Origin of the sequence: Parafrankia irregularis (genome assembly GCF_001536285.1) — a bacterium.
GTDB lineage: Bacteria > Actinomycetota > Actinomycetes > Frankiales > Frankiaceae > Parafrankia > Parafrankia irregularis.
In genome coordinates this window covers 86,681-110,748 of sequence record NZ_FAOZ01000015.1, presented here as the reverse complement: position 1 = coordinate 110,748, position 24,068 = coordinate 86,681, and the positions used below count along the sequence as shown (strand labels likewise).

Annotated in this window: 21 protein-coding genes; 13 read left to right on the top strand and 8 right to left on the bottom strand. The window is 73.2% G+C overall.

Annotated elements, in window-relative coordinates; genetic code table 11:
• Nucleotides 1-100 precede the first annotated feature (100 nt).
• Nucleotides 101-1,552 (top strand): sensor histidine kinase, encoded by a 1,452-nt coding sequence (locus AWX74_RS22010; protein WP_242666348.1) that lies wholly within the window; start codon nucleotides 101-103, stop codon nucleotides 1,550-1,552.
• 1 nt (nucleotide 1,553) lies between these two features.
• The gene (locus AWX74_RS22005; RefSeq protein WP_091280129.1) at nucleotides 1,554-2,216 is read left to right on the top strand and encodes a response regulator transcription factor; all 663 of its coding nucleotides are present in this window, start codon (nucleotides 1,554-1,556) and stop codon (nucleotides 2,214-2,216) included.
• A gap of 102 nt (nucleotides 2,217-2,318) precedes the next feature.
• Here AWX74_RS22005 and AWX74_RS22000 read toward each other — a convergent pair whose 3' ends face one another.
• Nucleotides 2,319-3,242: an urease accessory protein UreD gene (locus AWX74_RS22000; RefSeq protein ID WP_091280126.1), complete on the bottom strand. Its 924-nt coding sequence runs from the start codon at nucleotides 3,240-3,242 to the stop codon at nucleotides 2,319-2,321.
• A 10-nt stretch (nucleotides 3,243-3,252) separates the two neighbouring features.
• Entirely contained in the window at nucleotides 3,253-4,017 is a 765-nt protein-coding gene (gene ureG / locus AWX74_RS21995; protein ID WP_091280123.1) for an urease accessory protein UreG, read from the bottom strand.
• 200 nt (nucleotides 4,018-4,217) lie between these two features.
• Between ureG and AWX74_RS21990 the strand changes: the two genes are divergently transcribed.
• Nucleotides 4,218-4,490, top strand: coding sequence for a TetR-like C-terminal domain-containing protein (locus AWX74_RS21990; protein WP_278184646.1), 273 nt, complete (start codon nucleotides 4,218-4,220; stop codon nucleotides 4,488-4,490).
• Nucleotides 4,491-4,501: 11 nt separating this feature from the next.
• On the opposite strand, the gene AWX74_RS21985 is transcribed toward AWX74_RS21990, so the two are convergent.
• A complete protein-coding gene (locus AWX74_RS21985; RefSeq protein WP_091280119.1) occupies nucleotides 4,502-5,293 on the bottom strand; it encodes an urease accessory protein UreF in 792 nt (263 codons plus the stop codon).
• An 867-nt stretch (nucleotides 5,294-6,160) separates the two neighbouring features.
• Between AWX74_RS21985 and AWX74_RS21975 the strand changes: the two genes are divergently transcribed.
• Nucleotides 6,161-7,138, top strand: coding sequence for a phytanoyl-CoA dioxygenase family protein (locus AWX74_RS21975; protein WP_193209739.1), 978 nt, complete (start codon nucleotides 6,161-6,163; stop codon nucleotides 7,136-7,138).
• On the opposite strand, the gene AWX74_RS21970 is transcribed toward AWX74_RS21975, so the two are convergent.
• The 4 genes from AWX74_RS21970 to AWX74_RS21955 all read right to left on the bottom strand — a co-directional run bounded on the left by AWX74_RS21970 (nucleotide 7,119) and on the right by AWX74_RS21955 (nucleotide 10,072).
• Entirely contained in the window at nucleotides 7,119-7,463 is a 345-nt protein-coding gene (locus AWX74_RS21970; RefSeq protein WP_054565376.1) for a cell division protein SepF, read from the bottom strand. The two genes, AWX74_RS21975 and AWX74_RS21970, sit on opposite strands and share 20 nt — an antisense overlap.
• A gap of 226 nt (nucleotides 7,464-7,689) precedes the next feature.
• Nucleotides 7,690-9,417, bottom strand: coding sequence for an urease subunit alpha (locus AWX74_RS21965; RefSeq protein WP_091280115.1), 1,728 nt, complete (start codon nucleotides 9,415-9,417; stop codon nucleotides 7,690-7,692).
• Nucleotides 9,414-9,773 carry an urease subunit beta gene (locus tag AWX74_RS21960; protein WP_091280112.1) on the bottom strand — a complete coding sequence of 120 codons (360 nt, stop codon included), beginning with the start codon at nucleotides 9,771-9,773 and terminating at the stop codon, nucleotides 9,414-9,416. Before AWX74_RS21960 ends, AWX74_RS21965 begins: the two co-directional genes overlap by 4 nt.
• The gene (locus AWX74_RS21955; protein WP_035952877.1) at nucleotides 9,770-10,072 is read right to left on the bottom strand and encodes an urease subunit gamma; all 303 of its coding nucleotides are present in this window, start codon (nucleotides 10,070-10,072) and stop codon (nucleotides 9,770-9,772) included. Before AWX74_RS21955 ends, AWX74_RS21960 begins: the two co-directional genes overlap by 4 nt.
• Before the next feature lie 413 nt (nucleotides 10,073-10,485).
• Here AWX74_RS21955 and AWX74_RS21950 point away from each other — a divergent pair, with 413 nt between their 5' ends.
• The 5 genes from AWX74_RS21950 to AWX74_RS21930 all read left to right on the top strand — a co-directional run bounded on the left by AWX74_RS21950 (nucleotide 10,486) and on the right by AWX74_RS21930 (nucleotide 16,782).
• Nucleotides 10,486-11,571, top strand: coding sequence for an ABC transporter substrate-binding protein (locus AWX74_RS21950; protein ID WP_091280107.1), 1,086 nt, complete (start codon nucleotides 10,486-10,488; stop codon nucleotides 11,569-11,571).
• A gap of 11 nt (nucleotides 11,572-11,582) precedes the next feature.
• Nucleotides 11,583-12,422 carry an ABC transporter ATP-binding protein gene (locus AWX74_RS21945; RefSeq protein ID WP_091280287.1) on the top strand — a complete coding sequence of 280 codons (840 nt, stop codon included), beginning with the start codon at nucleotides 11,583-11,585 and terminating at the stop codon, nucleotides 12,420-12,422.
• Nucleotides 12,419-13,441 (top strand): ABC transporter permease, encoded by a 1,023-nt coding sequence (locus AWX74_RS21940; protein ID WP_091280103.1) that lies wholly within the window; start codon nucleotides 12,419-12,421, stop codon nucleotides 13,439-13,441. The genes AWX74_RS21945 and AWX74_RS21940 overlap by 4 nt, the downstream gene beginning before the upstream one ends.
• Entirely contained in the window at nucleotides 13,438-14,343 is a 906-nt protein-coding gene (locus AWX74_RS21935) for an ABC transporter permease (protein ID WP_091280101.1), read from the top strand. Before AWX74_RS21940 ends, AWX74_RS21935 begins: the two co-directional genes overlap by 4 nt.
• Before the next feature lie 414 nt (nucleotides 14,344-14,757).
• Nucleotides 14,758-16,782, top strand: a complete 2,025-nt coding sequence (locus AWX74_RS21930; protein WP_165615725.1) for an adenine deaminase C-terminal domain-containing protein — start codon at nucleotides 14,758-14,760, stop codon at nucleotides 16,780-16,782.
• Nucleotides 16,783-16,795: 13 nt separating this feature from the next.
• Here the strand turns inward: AWX74_RS21930 and AWX74_RS21925 are convergent, their stop codons facing one another.
• Nucleotides 16,796-18,202 (bottom strand): ATP-binding protein, encoded by a 1,407-nt coding sequence (locus AWX74_RS21925; protein WP_091280097.1) that lies wholly within the window; start codon nucleotides 18,200-18,202, stop codon nucleotides 16,796-16,798.
• A 354-nt stretch (nucleotides 18,203-18,556) separates the two neighbouring features.
• Here AWX74_RS21925 and AWX74_RS21920 point away from each other — a divergent pair, with 354 nt between their 5' ends.
• The 4 genes from AWX74_RS21920 to allB are packed head-to-tail and all read left to right on the top strand — an operon-like array spanning nucleotide 18,557 to nucleotide 24,049.
• Nucleotides 18,557-19,447, top strand: coding sequence for an FAD binding domain-containing protein (locus AWX74_RS21920; RefSeq protein WP_091280093.1), 891 nt, complete (start codon nucleotides 18,557-18,559; stop codon nucleotides 19,445-19,447).
• Nucleotides 19,444-20,070 carry a (2Fe-2S)-binding protein gene (locus AWX74_RS21915; protein WP_091280090.1) on the top strand — a complete coding sequence of 209 codons (627 nt, stop codon included), beginning with the start codon at nucleotides 19,444-19,446 and terminating at the stop codon, nucleotides 20,068-20,070. Before AWX74_RS21920 ends, AWX74_RS21915 begins: the two co-directional genes overlap by 4 nt.
• Complete coding sequence (gene pucD, locus AWX74_RS21910; RefSeq protein ID WP_091280088.1) at nucleotides 20,067-22,589, top strand: xanthine dehydrogenase subunit D; 2,523 nt, start codon at nucleotides 20,067-20,069, stop codon at nucleotides 22,587-22,589. The genes AWX74_RS21915 and pucD overlap by 4 nt, the downstream gene beginning before the upstream one ends.
• Complete coding sequence (gene allB / locus AWX74_RS21905; protein ID WP_091280084.1) at nucleotides 22,586-24,049, top strand: allantoinase AllB; 1,464 nt, start codon at nucleotides 22,586-22,588, stop codon at nucleotides 24,047-24,049. Before pucD ends, allB begins: the two co-directional genes overlap by 4 nt.
• Nucleotides 24,050-24,068: the final 19 nt, after the last annotated feature.

Here is a 24,068-nt window from a genome sequence, read left to right as displayed (position 1 = left end):
GATGAGCGAGTTCTCATCAGCGTCACATGCGCGTCGAGGGCTGCCTCGACCAGGCTGGTGGGCCGTGAGGCCGTTCCGGACCCGCCGTGCCACGCGACACGTGACGACCTCGGCGCGCCTGCGGATCCTCGGCTGGCAGGTGTTGCTGGTGGCCGTGGCCCTTGCGGGGTCGGTGCTGGTCTCGCGCGAGGTGCTGCTAGCTCGGGTGGACGAGCGGGTCGACCGTGGCCTGGCCCGCCAGGTCGCCGAGCTGCGCCGGCTCGCGACGGCCCCCGTCGACCCGCGCACCTCCCAGCCGTTCTCGAACGTGCGTGACCTGCTCCAGGCACATCTGGAGCGCACGATTCCGGGGCCCAACGAGACCATGCTCGCGCTCGTCGACGGCGCACCGTTCCGGCGCAGCGCCGAGGAGCCGGTCTATCGCCTGGACAGCGACCGGCAGGTGGTCGCGGCGTTCGCCGCGGACCCGCAGCCGCGCTACGGGACGATCCGGACGCCGGCCGGCGAGGTTCGGTTCGCCACGGTCCCGGTCCAGGTGGCGGGCGCGCCGGAGCGGGGAGTGTTTGCCGCGGCGGTCTTCGTCGACCGGGAGCGGGCCGAGGTGGGGGAGGTGGTCCGGGTGCTGGCGATCGTCGGGTTCGCGGCCCTCGCCCTGGCCGGAGCCGGCGGCTGGCTGGTGGCGGGCCGGGTACTCGCTCCGGTCCGGGAACTACGCCGCACCGCCCAGGTCATCAGCGACACGGACTTCTCCCGGCGGATCCCCGTGGCGGGCCGGGACGAGATCGCGGAGCTGGCGCGCACCTTCAACGGCATGCTCGATCGCCTGGAGGACGCCTTCGCGACCCAGCGGGCGTTCGTCGACGACGCCGGGCACGAGCTGCGTACCCCGATCACGATCATCCGCGGGCACCTGGAACTGCTCTCCGACGACCCGGCGGAACGCACGGAGACCGTCGCCCTGGTCACCGACGAGCTTGACCGGATGAGCCGCATGGTCGACGACCTGCTGACGCTCGCGAAGGCCCGGCGGCCCGACTTCCTCCAGGTCGCGGAGGTCGACCTGACCGCGTTCACCGATGACCTGATGTCGCGGGTCTGCGCGTTGGCGTCACGGCGGTGGCGACTGTCGGGGACGTGCCCGGGCACCGCGGTGATGGACCGCCATCGTGTCACGCAGGCGGTCGTCCAGCTCGCGCAGAACGCCGTGCAGAACACCGACACCGGCGACGAGGTGCGCCTCGGCTCCCGCCCGTACGCCGACGGGGTGTGCTTCTGGGTCACCGACACCGGGCCGGGTGTCGTGCCCGGGGACCGGGAGCGGATCTTCGAGCGGTTTGCGCGCGGTCAGCCCGGTCGTGGGTCGTCCGAGGGCGCCGGGCTCGGCCTGGCCATCGTGCGCGCCATCGCGGTCGCGCACGGAGGGGACGTCCGCGTGCTCGGTGAGCCCGGCGACGGCGCGACCTTCGAGCTGACGGTGCCTCGCCAGGGGCCGGCCGGTGGGGCGCGGGTGGGTACCACCCGGGGGAGTGACCTGGCTCGGGAGGGTGACTGACATGGCCCACCGGGTACTGATCGCCGAGGACGAGTCCCGCATCGCCTCCTTCATCGAGAAGGGCCTGCGCGCCAACGGGTTCCTGACGGTCTGTGCCCGCGACGGGGCGTCCACGCTGGACCTCGTCCTGCAGGGCGGGATCGACCTGGTCGTCCTCGACCTGGGCCTGCCGGACATCGACGGCTTCTCGGTGCTGCGGCGGCTGCGCGGGGCCGGCGTGGCCGCTCCCGTGGTCGTCCTGACCGCGCGGGACGGCGTGCGTGACACGGTGGCGGCGCTGGAAGGCGGAGCCGACGACTACATGACCAAGCCGTTCCGTTTCGAGGAGCTGCTGGCCCGCGTCCGGCTGCGACTGCGTGGCGACCGGGCGCCGGAGCCGACCGTGCTGCGGGTCCGGGATGTCAGCCTCGACCTGCGCACCCGCCAGGCGCAGGTGGGCGGCCGGACGATCGACCTGACGGCCAGAGAGTTCCTGCTCGCAGAGATGTTCCTGCGCCACCCGGGCCAGGTGCTCGCCCGCGAACAGCTCCTCTCGGCGGTCTGGGGCTACGACTACGACCCCGGCAGCAACATCGTGGACGTCTACGTCGGCTACCTTCGACGCAAGATCGGTGCGGGCTGCATCACCACCCTACGTGGCATGGGATACCGGCTGGAAGCCTGACGGACCCGGCTCGCGGGCCCGTCGCAGCCACCGGCCCTGGCGCTGCCAGGACCAGCCACCGGTCCTGGCGCTGCCAGAAGTCGGCAGTGCCAGGCGTAGGCGTTACCAGGTGTCGGCGGGTATGTCGGCCAGGTCGCCGGCGAGCGGTCCGGCCAGTGAGTCGAGGCGGCGGCGCAGCGTCACCGCGTCGCCCGCCAGCGCGCTGACGAGCGCACCCGGTCCGGCCAGCCGCAGCAGAGCGACCCCGTCCGCCACCGAGCCGGAACCGGTAGCCGAATCGAAGCTGGTAGCGGGGCCCGCGACCAGGACCGAACCAATGGCCCGCGCGCCGGCGAGCACGGCCGGACCGGCTGCCCCGGGCAGGTCCGGGCCCAGCCGGAGCTCCTGGCACAGCAGCGGCCGCCGCCGCGGCGCCGGAGACGCCGGGTGCACGGAGGGTGCCGGGGGTGCTGCCCGGTCGACGTCGACGTCCACGCGCAGTGAGGTCGTCAGGCTGCCGCCCGGCTCCTCGAACCGGCCGAGCAGGATCTCCTCGCGGTAGCGCAGCGACGAGTCCGGCGTGAGGGTGATCTCGGTGGTCATCCGGTGCCGGGCGCCGGCGGCGACCACGGTCGGCTCGGGGAGCCAGCTCAGCGCCGCCGCCGGGCCGACCTGCGCATGCACTGCGAACGTCGACGGCCCGGCGCCGTGACCGGGCAGCGCCACGGTTGCGGCCACCGACCGCACGACCAGGTGCGCCCCCGCGCCCACGGTGATGTCGAGGCCGAGGTCGTCGCCGGCAAGCGGGCCGCCGGCACCACCCACGAGGTGGATCACCACCACTCGCCCCGACCCGCCGGTGCGCCGCAGGATCACGGGCACCGCGGAACGCAGCTCGGCGATCCTGGCGGTGCCGCCGGCGTCCAGCTCGACGCGCAGGGCCGCGCGTGCCCGAACGGTCGTGCGGGACGGGGCCGACAGCCTGGTCGTCGGGGCGGGATCGGGCGTCGTCGCCGTCGCTGCCGCAGTTGCCGCCGTTGCTGTCACCGGCGCGGGCTCAGCGGGGGTGGGCGGGCGACGGCAGCTGGGCGAGCACCCAGTCGGCGACATCCGCGGCCCCGGTGTCGGAGCGGAGGTTGGTGAACAGCACCGGGCGGTCCGCGCGCTCGCCGCGCATGGCGGCCGCGTCGCGGGCCATGACCTCCAGGTCGGCGCCGACGAGCGGGGCGAGGTCGGTCTTGTTGATGACCAGCAGGTCACTGTTGGCGACGCCGGGCCCGCCCTTGCGGGGCACCTTGTCGCCTCCCGCGACGTCGATCACGAAGATCTGCCGGTCGATCAGGCCGTAGCTGAACGTCGCCGTGAGGTTGTCACCGCCGCTCTCGACCAGGATGAGGTCGAGCCGGCCGAGTTCGGCCTCCAGGTCCTCGACCGCGTCGAGGTTGGCCGTGATGTCATCCCGGATCGCCGTGTGCGGGCAGCAGCCCGTCTCGACGGCTCGGATCCGGACGGGGTCGAGGACCCCGGCGGCGCGCAGGAAGTCGGCATCCTCGGTGGTGTAGATGTCGTTCGTCACCACCGCGAGGCGGACCCGGCCTGCCAGCACCCGGCACAGCGCCGCCACCAGCGCCGTCTTGCCGCTCCCGACCGGACCGCCGACTCCGACGCGAAGGGCGCGGTCCGTCGGCGGCGGCCCGGCGGGCGTGCCGGGCGGGCTCTGCCAGCGCGGTCCCGACTCGGCCGCGGAGCTGGGCGAGGGCAGGCCCGCCCCGTCTACCAGCGAGCCGCCTACCGCGCCACGTCGATCGTGATCAAGGTGCACCGGTCGTCGCTCCTGTTCCTGCCTGTGCCGGGTGTTCCGCTGGTGCTCGGTGTTCCGCGCGCGGTGTGCTCCGCGGCCAGCCGGCCTGCCTACCTGCCCGTTTGCCCGTCTGCCTGCTCCGATCCTGCTTGCGAAGCGTAACCCCCGCCCGCGCCGCACCGACTCGCGCGCCTCTGGGACAGGACCGAAGCGCGTGATCGATAACATTCCGGCCCGGCCCGGAGTCGCTCGCCGCCGCCTGGGCGAGGATGGCCGTTCTCGTCGACGCGATGCGCGACGCGATGGGCGCCGGGCTGCTGCGTGCCGGCGACCCCGAGGCCGTCGCGTGGCTCCTGCACGCCGCCGCGCACGGCGCGGTGAGCCTGGAGATCTCCGGCCATCTGACGGGCGACGACGCGTTGCGTTGCTTCCGCGAGCTGACCTCGGCCGCCTTCGCCGCGAGCACGCCGTCCGGCAGGCCCGGCCCAACCTGAGGACCAGGCTCTCAGGACGTGAACATGCGGACCTGGGCCGTCCGGTGCCGTTCGGAGAGCAGGTCGAGGTGCGGTGCGCTGCCGGCGGGAAGGCTGGCGGGGGAGCCGAGGGACGCCTGGTCGGCTTTGAAGGCGGTGCTGTCCACCGAGGCGGCGATCTCCGCGAGCAGACCGGTGACGGCCAGCGGGTCGAGGCCGAGGAGCCGGACGGCAGCCGTCGCCGGGCCGTTGACCGAGGCGTGGGCGGCGGCGAGGGCCGCGTCGCGTGGTTCGAGGCCGGCGGCGGCGGCGACCAGGCCGAGCGCCACACAGTGATGCGGTGCGCTCGGCTGGGTGGGTACCGGCCAGGCGGCCCGGGCCACCCGCATCAGCGCCCGGCCCTGCGCCCGGCTGGCGGCACGCTGCGCCGGCGACGGGGTGCGGGCGTCGACCTCGTCATCGAACGCCGCCAGGACATCCAGCAGCGGGACGTCCTTCGTCCCGGCCGCGTGCGCTGGTTCGGCAGGGCCGGCGGGGTTGGCAGGGCCGGCGGGGTTGGCAGAGGCGGCTGCGGCGGCCGAGGCGGCGGCGTGGACCGCGCGGCAGACCCCTGCGGCGAAGGAGGCGGCGAGCAGGCCTGCGGTCGCGAGCCGGCCGCGCAGGAACTCGGCGAGGTCGTCGAGCCCGGTGATGTCGCCACCGAGCACGGCGGCCTCCACCCCGCCGGAATGCGCATGGCCGCCCGCGGGCAGTCGACCGTCTGCCAGCAGCAGCAAGGCGGCCCGTGCCTCTACGTGACCTGTCGTGGTCGGATCCGCATTCATGCCACCTATCCTTGTCCACCATGCTCGGGCCGTTCGGCCCGCCCCCGGACTGCGTGGACGGATCGGCGTCAGGTCGCTTCTGCGACATATCGCCCACGCTCGGCGCCCGGCCATGCCAGTCTCGGCCGATGTCGATGCAGCAGAGACACCGTCCGGGCCTGCGCCGCAGCGGAAATGCGCGCGTCGCGTTGGCCCTGGTGGGGGCACTGGCGGTGTCCTCGGGAGTGGCCGCCTGCTCGGATCGTCCGCCGAAGCCGAGCTGTAAGGCCGGCTACGTGGCGGACTGGGACGACGACGACCACGAGTGGGAGTGCGACCGTAAGAGCTCGGGCTCGAGTTCGTCGAAATCGTCGGGCTCGGGTGGTTCGCACCGATCGTCGAAGCGGCGCTGACCGCCGGCAACGTGGCCGGACTCCCGATAGCCGGCACCCCGGACCCCGGACCCCGGACCCCGGACCCCGGACCCCGGCGGCTCGGTGGCCCGGTCTGGCGAGTCGCAAGAGTGAACGGTTCTGGTCGTTCCGACGACCAGGATCCTTCCTTCTTGCTGGCCGCCAGGTGAGCCTGCACCCCTTTTGCGCCTCTTGAGGATGAATTGCTGGTGCTGCGCGGCGGTGCGGGATCCCCCGGGTGGGATCGGCGGGCGCCTTCGACGAGGACTCCCCGACCAGAAGGATCCGCCAGGTAGTCGCCACGGTCACGATCGGCCCGAGGTGACAACGGGCGTAACACTGTGTTTTTAGAGTGGGCGGCAGACAGTCGGGCGGTCCAGGCCGACCGGCGGTTCCTGGATCTGCGGTTGCCCGTCGTCCACGGCCGTGCCTGGCCCGGTGGGTGTGGGTGCCGAGGCGTCGCTGGAGGCAGTGGATGGGATCGTCCGTACTCACACCGTTCGCCGAGCCCGGGGTCTTCCGGGCCGGTGCCCCTGGCGCGGCAGGTGCTCCCGGCTCGACCGGTGGGCCGGGCCCGGCGCCGACGCCAGCCGCGGACCGGGCGGCGGACCGGGCGGGGGTTAGGGCCGCGAACCTGGCTACGAACCTGGATCTGGACGAGATCGAGGCGTTCTACCAGCAGCACGGCTTTGTGATCCTGCGTGATCTGCTGGGGGAGAAGCTCATCGCCCGGATGGAGCAGGAGTGCGAGGCCGCGCAGGCCGGTGTGCTCACCGGCGACCTGTCGGCCCGCTACGGCTCCACGCAGTACCTCGACGATGCCGCGAAGGCCGAGCGGTTCGTCAACTACGTCGAGCACATCCAGGAGCTGGCGTCCGCCGTGGGCGAGGCGGCCGAGGACCCGGTCCTGACCGGGGTGATCCGCCGGCTGATCGGCGCCCGGATCTGGCTCAGCGGCTCGGAGCAGACCGGGGTCGTCTACCAGGACGCCCGACCGGGGCGGGAGTCCGGCTACACCCGCATCGGCTGGCACTCCGACTGGCAGGCGATGCCGAGCCTCGACGTCTGGCCCGGACTGGCCATCACCATCCACATCGACGCGACGAGCCCGGCCAACGGGTTCCTGCGGGTTGTGCCCGGAAGCCACCGATGGGCCACACCGGCCCCCTACCGCAACGTCAACGGGGTGACGGTCCCCGCCGACGCCCGCCCGACCGGGGGATACACCGACACCGCCCCGCCGTTCGAGATGCCGTTGGGCTTCGAGAAGGTGCCGGGGGAGATCGCCGTCTACGCCGAGCGGGGAGACGTCCTGCTGCATGACGGCTACCTGTGGCATTCGGCGGCGCGGGCGACCGACGACGACACCAGGCGCCGCCATGTCCGCGGCTCGTTCTTCGCGGGTGAGCAGGCGGCCTACCGGCGGCAGTTCATCAAAAACGCCGCACGCTGATGCCGGGCGCCGGCGCGTGCCGGCTGGCCAGGTGCTGTTCGCGCAGGTGGTGGACGTCCTCGGGAGGCAGCTCGACACCGCGTGGCATCAGCAGATAGGCGTGTGGGGCGATCCGCTCGATGTGCCCGGACAGTGCGTAGACGGCCCCGGCGGCGAAGTCCAGGAACCTGCGCTCCAGGGTTTCGCCGCCGTGATCGAGATCCACCAGCATCGGGATGCCGTCACACAGCCGGTCGACGGGCTGGCGGAAGTCGTCGTAGGTCGTCGGGGCGATCGCGGGAACGGTGGCTCGCGTCCGGGCTTTTCGGGGCGTGGTCGCGTCCATCGATGTGCCTCTCTTGTGCCGGGCCATGGCGGGCAGTCCACATGATTTCCGACAGAACGCGGCGCCGGAGGGCGACACGCCGGGACGGGACCACTGCCGGAAGCGGACCGGCGGCACGGCGGCGCTCGACGACCGGTCGGACCCAGTCCCAGCCCAGTCCCAGCCCAGCCTCAGCCCAGTGCAGGCCCCGGGCCGCCGGACTGGCGAGCTGGCCCGGACGGGCGCCTCAGAACAGGAAGTAGCGCTGGGCCATCGGCAGCTCGGTGGCCGGCTCGGGCTCGATGGCCTCGCCGTCCACGCGCACGGTGAACGTGTCCGGGTCGACCCGGATGTCCGGGGTCGCGGTGTTCTCCGGCAGGTCCGCCTTGCCGCGGCGGCGGACGTTCGCGGTGGCGACCATCGGCGTGGCCAGGCCCAGCCGGGCGTCCAGACCGTCCTCCAGCGCCGCCGGCGCGACGAACATCAGCGAGCCGGCCGCGGCGGGCCCGGGGGCCGCGCCGAACATGGGCCGCGGCAGCACCGGCTGCGGTGTCGGGATGGAGGCGTTCGCGTCGCCCATCGCCGCCCAGGCGATGAACCCGCCCTTGATGACCAGCGACGGCCGAACCCCGAAGAACGCCGGCTCGTAGAGGACCAGGTCGGCGAGCTTGCCGACCTCGACCGAGCCGATCTCGGCGTCCAGGCCGTGCGCGACGGCCGGGCAGATCGTGTACTTGGCGACGTAGCGCCGGGCCCGGTTGTTGTCGGCGGCGCCGTCGCCGGGCAGTGGCCCGCGGCGGCGTTTCATCACGTGGGCGGTCTGCCAGGTGCGCAGTACGACCTCGCCGATCCGGCCCATGGCCTGCGAGTCCGAACCGATCATCGAGATCGCGCCGAGGTCGTGCAGGACGTCCTCGGCGGCGATGGTGGACGGCCGGATGCGGCTCTCGGCGAACGCGAGGTCCTCGGGCACCGCAGGGTTCAGATGATGGCAGACCATCAGCATGTCGAGGTGCTCGTCGAGGGTGTTGACCGTGTGCGGGCGGGTCGGGTTCGTCGACGAGGGCAGGAAGTTGCCGTACGAGGCGACGGTGATGATGTCCGGCGCGTGCCCGCCGCCGGCGCCCTCGGTGTGGTAGGCGTGGATGGCCCGGCCGGCGATGGCGCCGAGGGTGTCCTCGACGAAGCCGGCCTCGTTGAGGGTGTCGGAGTGCAGCGCGACCTGCACTCCGGAGGCGTCGGCGACGCGCAGGCAGGCGTCGATGGCCGCGGGGGTGGTGCCCCAGTCCTCGTGCAGCTTGAAGCCGGCGGCGCCGGCGCGCAGCTGCTCCCACATCGCCGCTTCGCTGACGGTGTTGCCCTTGCCGAGCAGGGCGACGTTGACCGGCCAGCCGTCCATCGACGACAGCATCCGCTGCAGGTACCAGGGTGACGCGGTGACCGTGGTCGCCTTGGTGCCCTCCGCGGGCCCGGTGCCGCCGCCGATGAGGGTGGTGATGCCGGCGCCGAGCGCCTCGGGGACCTGCTGCGGGCAGATGAAGTGCACGTGGGTGTCGACCGCGCCGGCGGTGAGGATCTTCCCGTTCCCGGCGATGATCTCCGTGCTGGGTCCGATGACCAGATCCGGGTGGACGCCGTCCATGATGTCGGGGTTGCCGGCCTTGCCGAGGGCGATGATCCGCCCGTCGCGGACGCCGACGTCCGCCTTGACGACACCCCAGTGATCGAGCACCACCGCGCCGGTGATCACCAGGTCGGGCGCGCCCTCGGCCCGGGTGGCGCGGGCCTGGCCCATCGACTCGCGGATGACCTTGCCGCCGCCGAAAACGGCCTCGTCGCCGGTGGCCGCGTGGTCCGGGCCGCGGCTGAGGTCCTCGGTGACCTCGATGAAAAGGTCGGTGTCCGCGAGGCGCACCCGGTCGCCGACGGTCGGGCCGAACAGGGTCGCGTACCGGGACCGCGGCAGCTCGGTCATCCTCGCCCCTCTCCAGGCTCGGTTTCATGCGCACCGGTTGGGTGCCGGTCGGCGAGCGGGCCGGCCCATTCCTGGCGTAGCCCCGGCACGACGCGCGCGCCGACCAGCTCGACCAGCTCGACCTCGCGCTCGGCGCCCGGTTCGAAGCGCACCGCGGTACCGGCGGGGACGGCGAGCCGGAACCCCCAGGCCGCCTCCCGGTCGAAGTCGAGTGCCGGGTTCGCGGCCGCGAAGTGGTAGTGCGATCCGACCTGGACCGGCCGGTCGCCGGTGTTGCGCACGACGAGGGTGCGGGTCGGCCGGCCCGGGTTGAGCCGCACCGGGTCGGCGGCGGTGACGATCTCGCCGGGAATCAAGGGATCGGCTCGTGGACTGTGACGAGTTTCGTCCCGTCCGGGAACGTCGCCTCGACCTGGACCTCGGCCAGCATCTCCGGGACGCCTTCCATCACGTCCTCCCGGGTGAGCACGGTCCTCCCTGCGGCCATGAGGTCGGCGACGGTGCGCCCGTCCCGAGCGCCCTCCAGGAGATAGGAGGTGATCAGCGCGGTCGCCTCCGGGTAGTTCAGCCGCAGCCCGCGCGCGCGGCGCTCGCGGGCCAGGCCGGCGGCCACATGGATGAGCAGACGTTCCTGTTCATGCGGGCTCAGCAGCACGATCGCGGAGCCTACACGCACCGCACACCGCCACCACAGTGCCACCATCGGCACCGGTGTGCCGTGCACCGATACCGGTACGCCACTGATGGTAAACCTCGCCGCAACGAGATCAGACGCGCTGTGTCGATCGCAGGGGCGCGACCCATATATTCATTTCGGATCGGTTTCGAGCGGTTGCCGTTCTGGTGACATCGCCGACCTCTTGATCGGTTTTCTCCGGCTCGGTCGTTGATTTCCGGACGGGTCGGGTATCTCCCGTCCTCATGGTGGTTACTGGCAATTCACGTGACCGCGATAACTCGGATACGCGTGCTTTCTAGCCTCCGTGGGACCGCCCGGGCCGGCCGGATGGGAACGGTGCGGCGGGGGGCCGTGGGCGCGTTCGATGGGGGCTTTCGATGGGGGCTAGTGTGGCAACAGGGAGCACCAGAGGTCTGGATCGGCGCGGTTTCCTGCGCTCGGGTCTGGGGGCGTCGGCCGGGGCCGCGCTGCTCGCGCTCGGCGGCGGGAGCCTGCTGGCCGCCTGCGGTGATGACGACAGTGAGGGTGCGGCTGCGGGGGGCAGCGGCTTCGGCACGCTCGACATGCGCCTCTCGTGGATCAAGAACGTCGAGTTCGCCGGCGCCTACATCGCTGACCAGCGCGGTTACTACCGGGAGGCCGGCTTCTCCAAGGTCAACCTGATGGCGGGTGGTCCGTCGGCGACGCCGCAGGACACCGACGTGGCGACCGGGAAGGCCTTCATCGGGATCTCCGCGCCGGATATCACCGGTAACGCCATCCTCAACGGCGCGCCCATCAAGATCATTGGTGCGCAGTATCAGAAGAACCCGTTCGCGATCGTCTCCATGGCCGACAAGCCCCTCTCCGGCCCCGAGGACATGATCGGGAAGAAGATCGGCGTTCAGGCGACCAATGAGAGTGTTTGGTCGTCCTTCCTCAAGGCCAACTCGATCGACCCGTCATCCATCGAGAAGGTGCCGGTCGAGTTCGACCCGCTGCCGCTCACCACCGGAACGGTGGACGGCTGGTTCTCATTCGTCACCAACGAACCGAACCTGCTGCGGGTGAAGGGTTTCGAGGTCACCTCGTTCCTGCTCGCCGACCACAACTACCCGCTGGTCTCCGAGACCTACATGGTCCGTACGGAATCGATTGAGAAGGAGCGCGACAAGATCAAGGCGGTGCTGACCGCCGATATTCGTGGCTGGAAGGACTCGTTGGCAGATCCGACGCTCGGGGCGCACCTGGCGGCGACTGTCTACGGTAAGGACCTCGGCCTGGACGAGGACGAGCAGGTCCTGGAGAGCAAGGACCAGAACAAGCTGGTCCTCACAGATGACACCAAGGCCAACGGCCTGTTCACGATCACCGACGAACTGGTCGAGGAGAACATCCGGACTCTCGGGATCGCTGGCGTGGCCATCACCGCGGAGGAGCTGTTCGACTTGTCGATCATCAAGGAGATCTACGCAGCGAAGCCGGACCTGGTCTGATGACCCCGGCCATGCCTGCAACGGCTCCCGGCCTGGCCCCGGACCCGGCGGGCGCATCCGACGGATCCGGGGTGAGCGTGGCCGGGCTCCGCAAGGAGTTCCGCATGGGCCGCGGCCAGGTCGTCGCGCTCGAGAACGTCAACCTGTCGACCGCGGCGGGCTCCTTCCTGACCCTCATCGGGCCTTCGGGCTGCGGCAAGTCGACCGTGCTGCGCATCCTCGCGGACCTGGAGGCGCCCACCGAGGGCCAGGTTCTCGTGCACGGCGAGGCACCCGCGGTGGCACGCCGGGCACACCACCTGGGCATCGCGTTCCAGGACTCGGCCCTGCTGCCATGGCGGTCGGTCGAGGCGAACATCCGGCTCCCGCTGGAGGTCAGCGGGATGAAGGCCAACCGGTTGGTCATCAAGGACCTGATCTCGCTCGTCGGCCTGACCGGGTTCGAGCGGGCCCGGCCGGCCCAGCTGTCCGGCGGTATGCGCCAGCGGGTCGCGATCGCGCGCGCGCTCGTCGTCGAGCCCCGAGTGCTGCTGCTCGACGAGCCGTTCGGCGCCCTGGACGACATGACCCGCCAGCGCCTCAACTTCGAGCTGCTGCGGATCTGGAGCGAGCGTGCGACGACCACGGTGCTGGTGACGCACTCCATCCCGGAGGCGGTCATCCTCTCGGACACCGTCGCCGTGATGAGCGCCCGGCCCGGACGGATCGCCGCCCGGGTCAGCATCGACCTGCCGCGCCCGCGGACACCGGAGATGCTGCGTACGGCGCGTTTCCACGAGCTGCACGACCTGCTCTCCACCGTCCTGTTCTCCGGGGCGAGTCCCGGTGAGCCCGCGCAGGCCTCTGGATGAGCGATCCGAGCGCGCCGCCCGAGGTTCCCGACCTGGTTCTGAGCGCGTCGTCGGCCTCCTCGCCGGCCTCCTGGGTCTCGGTCTCGGTGCCGACCACCGACTCCGACCCGCGCGAGGGTGACACCGGGCCCGACGCGGCGGCCGGCACGACAGGTGCGGTCGGCCAGACGTCCGGACGAGCAGGCGACCGGGCGGCCGGACGGGCGGACGGCCCCGCGGCGGCCAGGCGAGCGGGCGTCCCGTCAGCGGCTCGGCCGGCGGCACCGGCGTGGATCGGCGGCGCGGTCGGCGTCGCCGGTCTGGTCGCACTGTGGTGGCTGCTCGCGGTCACCGTCCTTGATCGTGGCGGTGTCGTTCCGACGCCGTGGGAGGTCGCCCGCGCGCTGTGGGAGGACCGGCAGTTGCTCTGGCGGTCGGCCACCGCGACGGTGTCGATCGCCGCGCAGGGGTGGCTGGTCGGCAACGGCCTGGCGATCGGGCTGGCGATCCTGTTCTTCGGTGTACCCGTGGTCGAGCGGGTGCTGCTCCAGATCGGTGTCGCCTCCTACTGCCTGCCGATCATCGCGATCGGCCCGATCCTGACCACCGTGTTCGACGGCAGCACCCCGCAGAAGGCGCTCGCCGGGATCTCGGTCTTCTTCACCACGCTGGTCGGTGCGCTGCTCGGCCTGCGGGCCCCGGACCAGGCCAGCCTGGACGTCATCCGCGCGAGCGGCGGCAGGGTCATCGACCAGATGCGCTTCGTCCGCCTGCGCGCCGCGTTGCCGAGCACGTTCGCGGCGTTGCAGATCGCGGCCCCGGCCGCGATCCTGGGCGCGATCATCGGTGAGTTCCTCGGCGCGGACCGTGGCCTGGGCATCGCGATGGTCCACTCGCAGCAGGCCCTGGAGGTTCCCCGCACCTGGGCGCTGGCAATGGTGGCGTCCGCCATCGCCGGCCTCGGCTACGCGGTGACGGCCCTGCTGGCCCGGCTGCTCATGCCGTGGGCTCCCCGCGGCAATCCCGGAGGTGCCCGATGAGCACGGCCACAGTCGACGCGGGCGCACCGCCACCGCCACCGACGCCATCGCCGTCAGCAGGGGCCACGGCCGTGGCCCGCGGTCGGCAGGGGCACTCGGTCGCGGGCGCGATCGCCACCCGGATCGGGCGGACGCTGCTGTCCGTGGTCGCCTCCACCGGGGTGATCATCGGTCTGTGGTACGCGTTCATCGAGGTCTTCGACCTCAACCCGCTGGTCGCCAAGGACCCGCAGGCGGTCTGGCAGTACCTGTTCACCGCGCCGGACGCCACCGAGAACCGCGACGTCATCCTGGATGGCCTGTGGCACACCCTGGGTGACGCGGCGGTCGGGTACGCGGTGGGAACGGTCGCCGCCCTCGGCATCGCGATCGCGTTCGTGCTCAGCCGTTCGGTCGAACAGGCCCTGATGCCGGTGGCGATGATGCTGCGGTCGGTGCCGCTGGTCGCGATGACGCCGCTGCTCACCCTGATCTTCGGCCGCGGCCTGCTGGCGGTCTCCGTGATCGCGGGGATCGTCGTGTTCTTCCCGTCCCTGGTCAACCTGGTCTTCGGGCTGCGGTCGGCGTCCAGCGCGGCGGCCGATCTCGTGCTGGCCTATGGCGGCGGCCCGTTCACCGTGCTGCGCAAGGTGTCGCTGCCCAGCGCGCTGCCCGCGCTGTTCGTCTCGGCCCGGATCTCGGTGCCGTCCGCGGTCATCGGCGCGCTGCTCGCGGAGTGGCTGGCCACCGGCAAGGGGCTCGGCTACCTCATGCAGCGTTCGCAGCAGACGTTCGACTACGGCGGGGTGTGGGCGGCGACCGTTCTGATCACCGTGGCGAGCGTGGCGATCTACGCGCTGGTCGGGTTCGTGGAGGCGGTCGTCCTCGCCCGCTACGGCCCGGCGCCCTCCCGGCGCGCCTGAGTCGTCCCGGATGGGGCTGGGGCGTCCGGCGGGATGGGTCGCCACGGTTACGCAGGATGGTCACCACGGTTACGTAGCCGCCGCTGGTTACCCTTGGCGACCGTCCGCGCCCGTTTTTGGTCACCCACTGTGATGTGGCGCATATTGCACTGCTTGCTTTGGGCCACCTGACCACGCGAAGTCCCCGTCTCGTACGAGAATGCGGGTGTAGAGCAGTGCGTCGGAACGTGCCTGGGTGGTCGCGTGATGGCGTGGTCAGTGAGCCTTTTCCATCTCACGCCTGTCGGGCGCTGTCGCGTCAGGCCGGAGTCGACGATGGAAAGGCTCATCGTCGACCCGTCCCAACGAAGTCTCAGCGCGTGCATTCGTTACCGGGAAGCCGGCGGGGCCGGCCGGTGAGCTCCGGAGGGCGTCATGGCCGCTGAGCGGGACGTCGACCCCGTGGTCGACGCCTTCTACCCCTGCGCGCCTCCCGGCGGTGCGCAGGCGGCCGCGGCCGTGCCGGTGGCCACCCCGGTCGCCGCGTCCATCACCCCTCCGCCGGTGTCAGGCGCGCCGGTAGCCGGGCCTGATCGCCCTGTTGTCGGCCCGCTCCCCGGCCTTCCCCCGCTTGCGATGCCGCTGGCGGCACCGGGCGCACGGCGAGGGCCGGCCCGCCGCCGTCCCGCACCGCGCGACAGCGGGACCGCCGGCCACGTCAGCGCGACCGGCCACGTCAGCGCGACCGGCGGCGCGCTGCTCGCGCCGCGCCCACACCTGACCCCGGCAGCCACGTGGGCCGGCGAGTCCCTCGGGCCGTCCCCGGCCGAGATCGAACGTCTGCGGGCCATCGCGCTGGGGCAGGCCGAGGCCGACTTCGCCATCCGCGGCGGTGTCGTGCTGGTCGTCCAGACCGGCGACCTGGTGCGGCGTGACGTGATCATCGCGGGCCGCTACATCGCCGCGATCACCCGCCCCGGCGCGTTGGGGGCACGCCGAAGCCTCGACGCGGCGGGCCGTTTCGTCCTGCCTGCCTACGTCGACGCCCGGACGTCGGTCGAGCGCACCCTGCTCTCTCCCGGGGAGCTCGCCAGGCTTGTCGTGCCCCGCGGCACGGTGACCGTGCTGACCGATCCCGCGCAGATCGAGCAGATGTACGGCACGCCGGGCCGTGCGCTGGTCCTGGGCACCGGAACACCGATGCGGGTGCTGCCCCGCGGGCCGGTCGAGGCGTGGGGCGCTGATCCCGCCGAGCCCTGGACCGGTTCGGCCACGGAGTCCAGTGCCGGTATCGCTGGTTCGGGTGTCGCTGGACCTGGGGTCAGCGTCGGTGTCGGGGCCGGTGTGGACAGCGGGTTCATCTCCCAGGCTGTGCCCCGGCAGGTGAACCCCCTCGAAGGCCTTGCCGGTGGGCTTCCGGCCACCCCGCAGCGGCCCGTTCCGCTCACCGCGCCCGTGCCGCACCTGGTCACCGCCTTCCCGGGCCTGGAGATGCCGGCGCCTCCGCTGGCCGGCGCGTCCGCGTTCCCCCACCTCGACGACCAGGTCCGGGCGCAGATCCGGGCGGGCGGCGGTGTCGGCACCGCGGTCCTGGCGGCCACCCTCGATCCGGCCCGCGCCTTCGGCCTCGATCACGTGCTCGGCCTGATCGCCCCGGCCCGGCTCGCCGACCTGCAGATCGTGCGGGACCTGACCGCCGGTGTCCCGCCTGACGTGGTCATCGCCGGCGGACGGATCGCGGCCGAACGCGGTCGCGCGCTGTTCGACAACCTCGATGTCGCGCCGGACTGGGCCCAGTCGTCCGTGCGGCTGCCGGCGGGGCTGTACACCGGATCCTTCACGTCGCCCTGCATGCACTGGGGCGGGCGCCGGGACACCAGCCTCGGCGTCGTCGACGTGACCGTGCCCGGTGACGGCGGCATGACGTCCGCCGCGCTGCTGGCGCCGGTCCCATCCCCGGTGGTCATCGACGCGTCCGGGGGGCAGGCGGACCGGCCGCGGGTGAGCGTCGTCCGGATCGAACCGACCCTGCGCGACGGTGTCGTCGTCGCCGATCCGTCCCGGGACCTGCTCAAGACCGCGGTTCTGGACCGGACGGGGCGCGCCGACCGGGTACGGGTCGGCATGGTGCGCGGTATCGGGCTCACCCGGGGGGCGCTGGGGGCGTCCGCCGCTTCGGCTCCCGGTGACCTGGTGATCGTCGGGGCCGGTGACGCGGACATGCTGACCGCGGCCCGGGCGCTCGAGGGGATGGGCGGCGGGTTCGTCGTCGTGGACCGTGGCTGGGTGCTGGCCGCCTGCCCGCTGCCGGTGGCGGGCCTGATGAGCGACGCGCCCTGGGAGGCGGTGCTCGGTCAGCTCGCGGCGGTCGACAGCAAGGCCCGCGAGCTCGGCTGCCGCCTCGCCTCACCGCTGCGCACGATCGCCCGCCTCGGCCGGGAGCTGTACATCCGCCCCTGAGCCGGACAGGCGCTCAGATTCCGGGGGCCGCCTGTGCCCCGGAAGCCGCTCGCGCCCCGGAGGCCGGGTTGGGCTCGGAGGTCGGGTTGGGCTCGGAGGTCGTTCGGGGCTCGGAGGACGCGCGCGACCCGGTAGCCGGGCGCGACCCGGTAGCCGGGCGCGGCCCGGGGGCCGGGCGCGGCCGCAGCTGGGACGCCGCCTCACGCAGCGCGCGCCGCACGTCGGGGGACGGCGCCCAGACCCGGGTGCCACGGTCGCCGTCGATGGCCAGCAGGCCGCGGCCGACCATGCCGGTCAGCTGCCGGCGGGCCTGTTCCTTGCCGGTGCCGAGCAGCTCGGCGGCGTCGGCGGTGCGCAGCGGCCCGTCGCGCAGGGCGGTGGTGAGGACGAGCAGATCGGGCAGCTCCAGGGGGCTCCCGGCAGATGAACGGCCGAGCGCGAAGTGCGCGAAGGCGAGATCCGCCTCCTGGGCCGGCAGGACGGCGATCACACAGTCCGCCGTCGAGCGGTGGAAATCCGGCCCGGCGAGCCCGCCGGCCAGCTGCGCCGCGTAGGCGCGGCGGATGCCCCGCCCGGACCGCTCGGTGATGCCGGCCCGGCGGAACGCGTCCGCCAGCAGCGGGCTGCGCGGCCGGGGCGGCCGTACGGACAGTGCGGACGTGTGCGGCGCACGGCCGGCGTCCACGAAGCCGCCGGGGCTGGTGATCTCGATTCCCTCGCTGGTCCACTGCGTGTGGACGGCGCCGACGGCCCGGTAGTCGCGGTGCACGAAGGCGTTGGCGAGCAGCTCGCGGAACGCCTGTTCGGCGTAGGCGGGCACGCTGGTGCGAACCAGCTCGTAGCGAATCTCCCGGCCGGGATTGCGGGCCCGGAAACGTGCGAGCAGCTCCTCGGTGAGGCGAAGCAGCGGCCAGCGGAAGAAGTCGTTCATCCGCGCGCCGGGCTCACCGGCCGCACCAGGCTCACCGGTCTCCGGGCCGATGACCTGGATGGCCGCCTCGTGCTGGGGAACGTGGCGGTGTACGGCCTCCGGCCGCCCGAACAGCAGCACGGCGCCGGCGAGGACCTGCGTGCGGCCGCCCTCGGTGACGACCACTCCCAGCGAGCGGGCGATCTGCTCGTCGGACATCGTCGCGAGCGCTCCGTCGCCCTGGCCACCGGCGGCCCCGACGAGCCGGCGCAGCCGGTCGAACTCCCGCGGGTCGAGATCCCGCCAGCCCGCGGACGTCCGGCGGGCGGCGAAGTCGGGATTGGGCGGCGGGCCCGCCGCGACGCGCGCGCTCTGCACGACCGGAACCGGCGGGTTGGAGAACACGCAGGTGAAGCCCGGACCGGGCCGCCCGCCAGGCAGGTCGTGGCGGGGAAGGGTTTCGTCGGGGTCGCTCATCGACTCGCCTGACGAATCGGTGCTGTTCTGCACCAGGCACCACCTTCCGCCACCGGCCCGCCCCCGAGCCCCCGGGCGACCAGTGGTCGCCCGGTGTCGCGGCCTGATCACATCGTAGTCGGGGGACCCGGCCGACCGGGGCGGTTCCGGTGTCGGATATCCGCGGCATCGCCTCGGTACCGTGGGCCGACCTGCCGTCCGCCGGACACCTCCGTACTGAGTCTTCTCCGATGACGGAAAAGGCCTACTGCGCAGCGCAACATTTTCGCCGGTCGGTGACAGGCCCTGCACGAATTGGCGTGCCGCTATGTATTCAGCCCTGGACCAAGGGATTCTCAGTGCTGATCTTTTCCGTCGTCGTAACGTGGCCGCACTATCGTCGGCCACATGACGACGCCTGGGGGTCCGCCGACCGTCATGCACAGGCCGCGAACCGTCGGGGAGGCTGTCGGGGCGCTCACCGCCGAGGCGGGCGCGGGCCGGCGCGTGTGGCTGTTGGCCGGCGGCACTGATCTGGTCCCCGCACTGCGTGCCGGCAGCCGGGAGCCCGCGGTGATCGTCGCCCTGCGCCGGGTGCTGGAGCTGCGGGCGCGCGGCGCCGGTGCGGACACGCTCACGGTCGGCGCCGGTGTCACCTACGCCGAGCTGGCGGGCTGGTCGCTCGCGCCCGGGCTGGCCGCGACGTCCCGGGTGGTCGGGTCGGTCCAGATCCGCAACTGTGCGACTGTCGGCGGTGCGCTCGGCTCCGCCAACCCGCGCGGTGACCTGCTGACGTTTCTCACGGCCGCGGAGGCCGAGATCCTGCTCGCCTCGGCGCGCGGGCCCCGTACGACCGGCATCGCGGCTTTTCTGCGCGACGGGCTGGAGCCCGGCGAACTGGTCACGGCGGTGCGGATCGCCCGTCCGAGCGGCCCGCAGACCTACCTCAAGATCGGCGGGCGGCAGGCGGCGTTTCCCGCGCTCGTGTCCTGCGCGTTCCTTGTGGACAGAGTGCGTCAACGGGTGTGCTGTGCGGTGAGTGGCGTGGCGGCCGGGCCCTGGCGGGTGACCGAGGCGGAGCTCCTCGCCGGCGAGGAGGTCGACTGGTCGACCGGAACCGCGTCGCCCGCGGTTGCCCGCCGTTTCGGTGAGCTTGCCGCCGAGGTGCTGCGCGCGGCACCGCCGTTGCCCGAGGACCCGCGCCACCCGGCCGACTACCGGGCGCACGCGGGCGGTGTGCTCGCGGCCCGGGCGTTCGCCCGGTGCCTCGGGCCGGCACGGCATGAGGAGGCCGCGTGAGCACGGGTGGCGTGGGCCCTGACGACGCCGGCGTGGGCGTGGGTGCGGGTGCGGGTGCGGGCGGCGTGAGTGCGGGCGGGGATGCGGATGCGGTGAGCGCGGGTGTGCTCTCGCTCTCCTACCGCCTCAACATCGACGGTGTGCGGCGTGTCGTCGCCGACGCCCGGATCGAGGAGTCGCTGCTCACCGTCCTGCGGGAGCGGGTCGGCGTCACCGCGGTGAAGGACGCCTGCGAGCAGGGCAGGTGCGGATCCTGCTCCGTCCTGCTCGACGATCGGCTGGTGCTCGCGTGCACCGTTCTCGCCGCGGACGCCGTGGACGCGCGCGTGGTCACCGTCGCCGGTCTCGGTGCCGGCGGGCCCGCGGCCGACATCCAGGCGGCGTTTCTGGAGCATGGCGCCGTCCAGTGCGGGTTCTGCACGCCGGGCATGGTCGTGGCGGTCACGGACCTGCTCGGTCGCCGACCTGGTGCCGACGAGGATGAGATCCGCGACGCGCTCGCTGGGAACGTCTGCCGGTGCACGGGCTACGGCCGCATCATCGCGGCGGTGCGGGACGTCCAGGCCAGCCGGGCGCAGGCCGCCGCGACCACGGGGACCGTGAGATGGACGAACGGCGCATGACGGGCGAGGCGGGCATGGCCGGGCGGATCGGTGTGACCGGCGGCTACCGGGGCGTCGGGCGCTCGGAACCGCGGCCCGACGGGGTCAGCAAGGTCGAGGGGCGCTTCAGCTACGTCGGTGATCTGAGCGTGCCCGGCATGCTGCATGCCCGCACCCTGCGCTCACCGCACCCCCGGGCGCGGATCAGGAGGCTCGACACCGCCGCCGCGGCGGCGCTGCCCGGGGTGGCCGCAGTGGTGACCGCGGCCGACGTCCCCGGGCTGGCGACGTATGGGCTCATCGTCAGTGACCAGCCGGTCTTCGCGGCGGCCGAGACCCGCTATGCCGGTGAGCCGGTGGCGGCGGTGGCGGCGGTGGACGCGGCCACCGCCCGGCGGGCCCTGGCCGCCATCGAGGTCGAGTACGAGCCGCTGCCGCCGCTCGTCGACCCCGAACGCGTCCTCGAACCGGGTGCGGAGCTCGTCCACCCGGACGGCAACGTCTTCCGGGAGATCACGCTGAGGCACGGCGATCCCGCGGTCGAAGGGAGCGTGGTCGTCGAGGACAGCTATGTCGTCGGAATGCAGGACCAGGCCTTCCTGGCCCCGGAGGCGGCGCTCGTCGTCCCGGCCGCCGACGGCGGGATCGACCTGTGGGTCGCCACCCAGTGGCTGCATTCCGACCGCGAGCAGATCGCCGCCTGCCTCGGGCTGCCCGAGGCACTGGTCCGGCTGGAGCTGGCCGGGATCGGCGGCGCGTTCGGGGGGCGCGAGGACGTGACCCTGCAGATCCACGGCGCCCTGCTGGCGCTCGCCACCGGTGCGCCGGTGCGGATCGCCTATGACCGGGTCGAGTCGTTCCTGGGGCATCCGCATCGCCACCCCGCGCGGATGTGGTTCCGCCACACCGCCACGCCGGCCGGTGACCTGGTCAGCGTCCAGGCACGGGTCGTGATGGACGGTGGGGCCTACGCCTCCTCGTCGCCCGCCGTGCTCGCCAACGCCGTCACGCACGCCGCCGGCCCGTACCGGGTGCCGCACGCGCGGCTGGACGGCCTCGTCGTCCGGACGAACAACCCGCCGTGCGGTGCGATGCGTGGTTTCGGCGTGCCGCAGGTCGCTTTCGGGCATGAAGCCCAGATGGACCGACTTGCCGATCGGCTGGGCATGGACCCGGTCGCGCTACGGGTCCGCAACGCGCTCGTGCCCGGTGATGTGCTGCCGACCGGGCAGGTCCTCGGGCCGCCGCTGCCCGCGCGCGAGGCCATCGAGGCGGTCGCGGCCCGCCCGTTGCCGCCCCGCCTGACCGAGGACACCCCCCGGACGGCTCGTCCCGGCGGCCGCGCCGCCGGGGCGCGGATCAGCCGGATCCGCCGCGGGGTCGGCTACGCGCTCGGCTACAAGAACCTGCTGTTCTCCGAGGGGATGGACGATTCGTCCACGGCGCGGATCAGGCTCGCCCTCGACGACGCCGGGCAGCCGTTCGCCACCGTTCACAGCGCGTGTTCCGAGGTCGGGCAGGGTTTCGTCACGATCGCCGGGCAGATCGCGCGCACCGAGATCGGGGTGGAGCGGATCGAGCTGCTGCCCGCCGACACGCGGGTCGGCAGCGCCGGGTCGACGAGCGCGTCCCGCCAGACCTGGATGAGCGGCGGCGCGGTGCGCGGCGCCTGCGTGGCCGTGGTCGACCGGCTGCTGACCCGGGTCGCGCGGGCGCTGGGCCTGCCGGCGGAGGTCGTCGAGTCGCCGCGACGGGCGCTGGTGATCGACGGGGGAGAGATCATCGGCGCGGAGACGGGGACCAGGCTCGCCCTGACCGAGGCACTCGCGGCCGGTCCGGTCGAGGCCGAGTACACCTTCCACCACCGGCGCACGACCGCGCTGGACGAACATGGCCAGGGTGATCCGCACGTGGCCTTCGCCGCGGCCGCGCACCGCGCGGTGGTCGACGTGGACCCCGACCTCGGCCTGGTGCGGGTCGTCGCGCTGGCCCTGGCACAGGACTGCGGCACGGTGATCAACCCGCTGGCGCTGCGCGGCCAGGTGGAGGGCGGCACCGCCCAGGGGCTGGGGCTGGCGGTCATGGAGGAACTGGTCACCGTGCGCGGTGTGGTGACCAACCCGACCCTGCACGACTACCTGCTCCCGACCGCCGCGGACGTGCCGGCTCTGGACTTCGTCGCACTGACCTACCCCCACCCCGACTCGCCATACGGCGCGAAGGGCGTGGGGGAGACCCCGACCTGCACGGCCACCGCCGCGATCGTGGCGGCGATCCGGGATGCGGTCGGCCGCGACCTGCGCCGCGTGCCGGTGCGCCCGGTCGACCTGGTGGACCTGGCCGACCGGAACGACCTGGCCGACCGGAACGACCTGGCAGACCGAAACGACCTGGCAGACCCGGACGACCGGGACGAGCCGGTGGGCGCGGCGCCGGCGGCCTCCGCGGATCGGCCCGACGCCGCGCATCGGGCCACGGCCACGGATGGGCCGGACACCGTGGGCTGGCCGGAGGCCGTGGTGAGGGAGGGACACCGATGAGCGGTATGCCGGGGCCCGGTCGGGCGGTGCTGCCCGAGGCGGTCGAGGTGGTCCGGTCGAGCCGGGTCGTGCTGCCGGGCGGCGAACGCCCCGCGGCCGTGCACGTCGTCGACGGCCGGATCACCGCCGTCACCGCGCCGGCGGACGTCCCCGCCGACGCGGCGGTCACCGACGTCGGGAACCTGGTGCTCATGCCCGGGGTCGTGGACACGCATGTGCACGTCAACGAGCCGGGCCGCACCGAGTGGGAGGGCTTCGCCACCGCCACCCGGGCCGCGGCGGCGGGCGGCGTGACGACGATCATCGACATGCCGCTGAACGCCATCCCACCCACCACGTCGCTGGAGGCCCTGACGGTCAAGCGCGCCGCCGCGGCCGGGCAGATCGCGGTCGACGTCGGGTTCTGGGGCGGCATCATCGGCGCCGACGCGCGCCGGCTGCACGACCTCGCCGAACTGCACGACGCCGGCGTCTTCGGCTTCAAGGCGTTCCTGGCCCCGTCCGGGGTCGAGGAGTTTCCGCACGTGAGCATGGACGTGCTGGCCGCGGCCTCCCGGCACACCGCCCGGATGGGCGCCCTCACGGTCGTCCACGCGGAGTCGCCGGCGGTCCTGGCCAGCGCGCCGGCCGCGGCGGGCCGGGCCTTCAGCAGCTGGCTGCGGTCCCGCCCGCCGGCCGCGGAGAAGGCCGCGGTGGCCTCCCTGGCAGCCCTCGCCGCGTCGACCGAGGCACGGCTGCACGTGCTCCACCTGGCCGCCGCCGAGGCGCTCGACGACGTCCTCGCCGCCCGCGAGGCCGGCCTGCCCCTGACGGTGGAGACCTGCCCGCACTATCTGACCTTCGTCGCCGAGGAGGTCCCCGATGGTGCCACCATCTTCAAATGCGCCCCGCCCATTCGTGAGCGCCCGAACCTGGATCGGCTGTGGGACGGCCTCGCGGCCGGCCTGTTCGCCGGGGTGGTCACCGACCACTCGCCGGCGACCCCCGCACTGAAGTCGGTCGAGACCGGGGACTTCGGGACCGCGTGGGGCGGCATCGCCTCCATCCAGCTCGGCCTGCCCGCGGTGTGGACCCAGGCCCGCCGGCGCGGCCACAGCCTGGTCGACGTCGCCCGCTGGATGTGCTCGGGCCCGGCTGACCTCGTGGGCCTGGGCACGCCCGCCCCGGGCGGCGATGGCGGCAGCGGCAGCGGCAGCGGCGGTGGCAGCGGCGGTGGCGGTGGCGGTGGCGGTGGCGCGCCGGCCGGTTCCAAGGGCCGCATCGCGGTGGGCGCGGACGCCGATCTGGTCGTCTTCGACCCCGACGCGAGCTTCGTTGTCGACCCGCAGCTGCTGCGCCACCGCCATCCGTTAACGCCATACGCTGGACGAACGCTCGAAGGAGCGGTGCTCGCGACCTATCTGCGGGGGCACCGGGCCGACGGTGACCGGCCGGTCCGAGGCCGGCTGCTCGCACGGTGAGGCACGGTGAAGCTCGGTG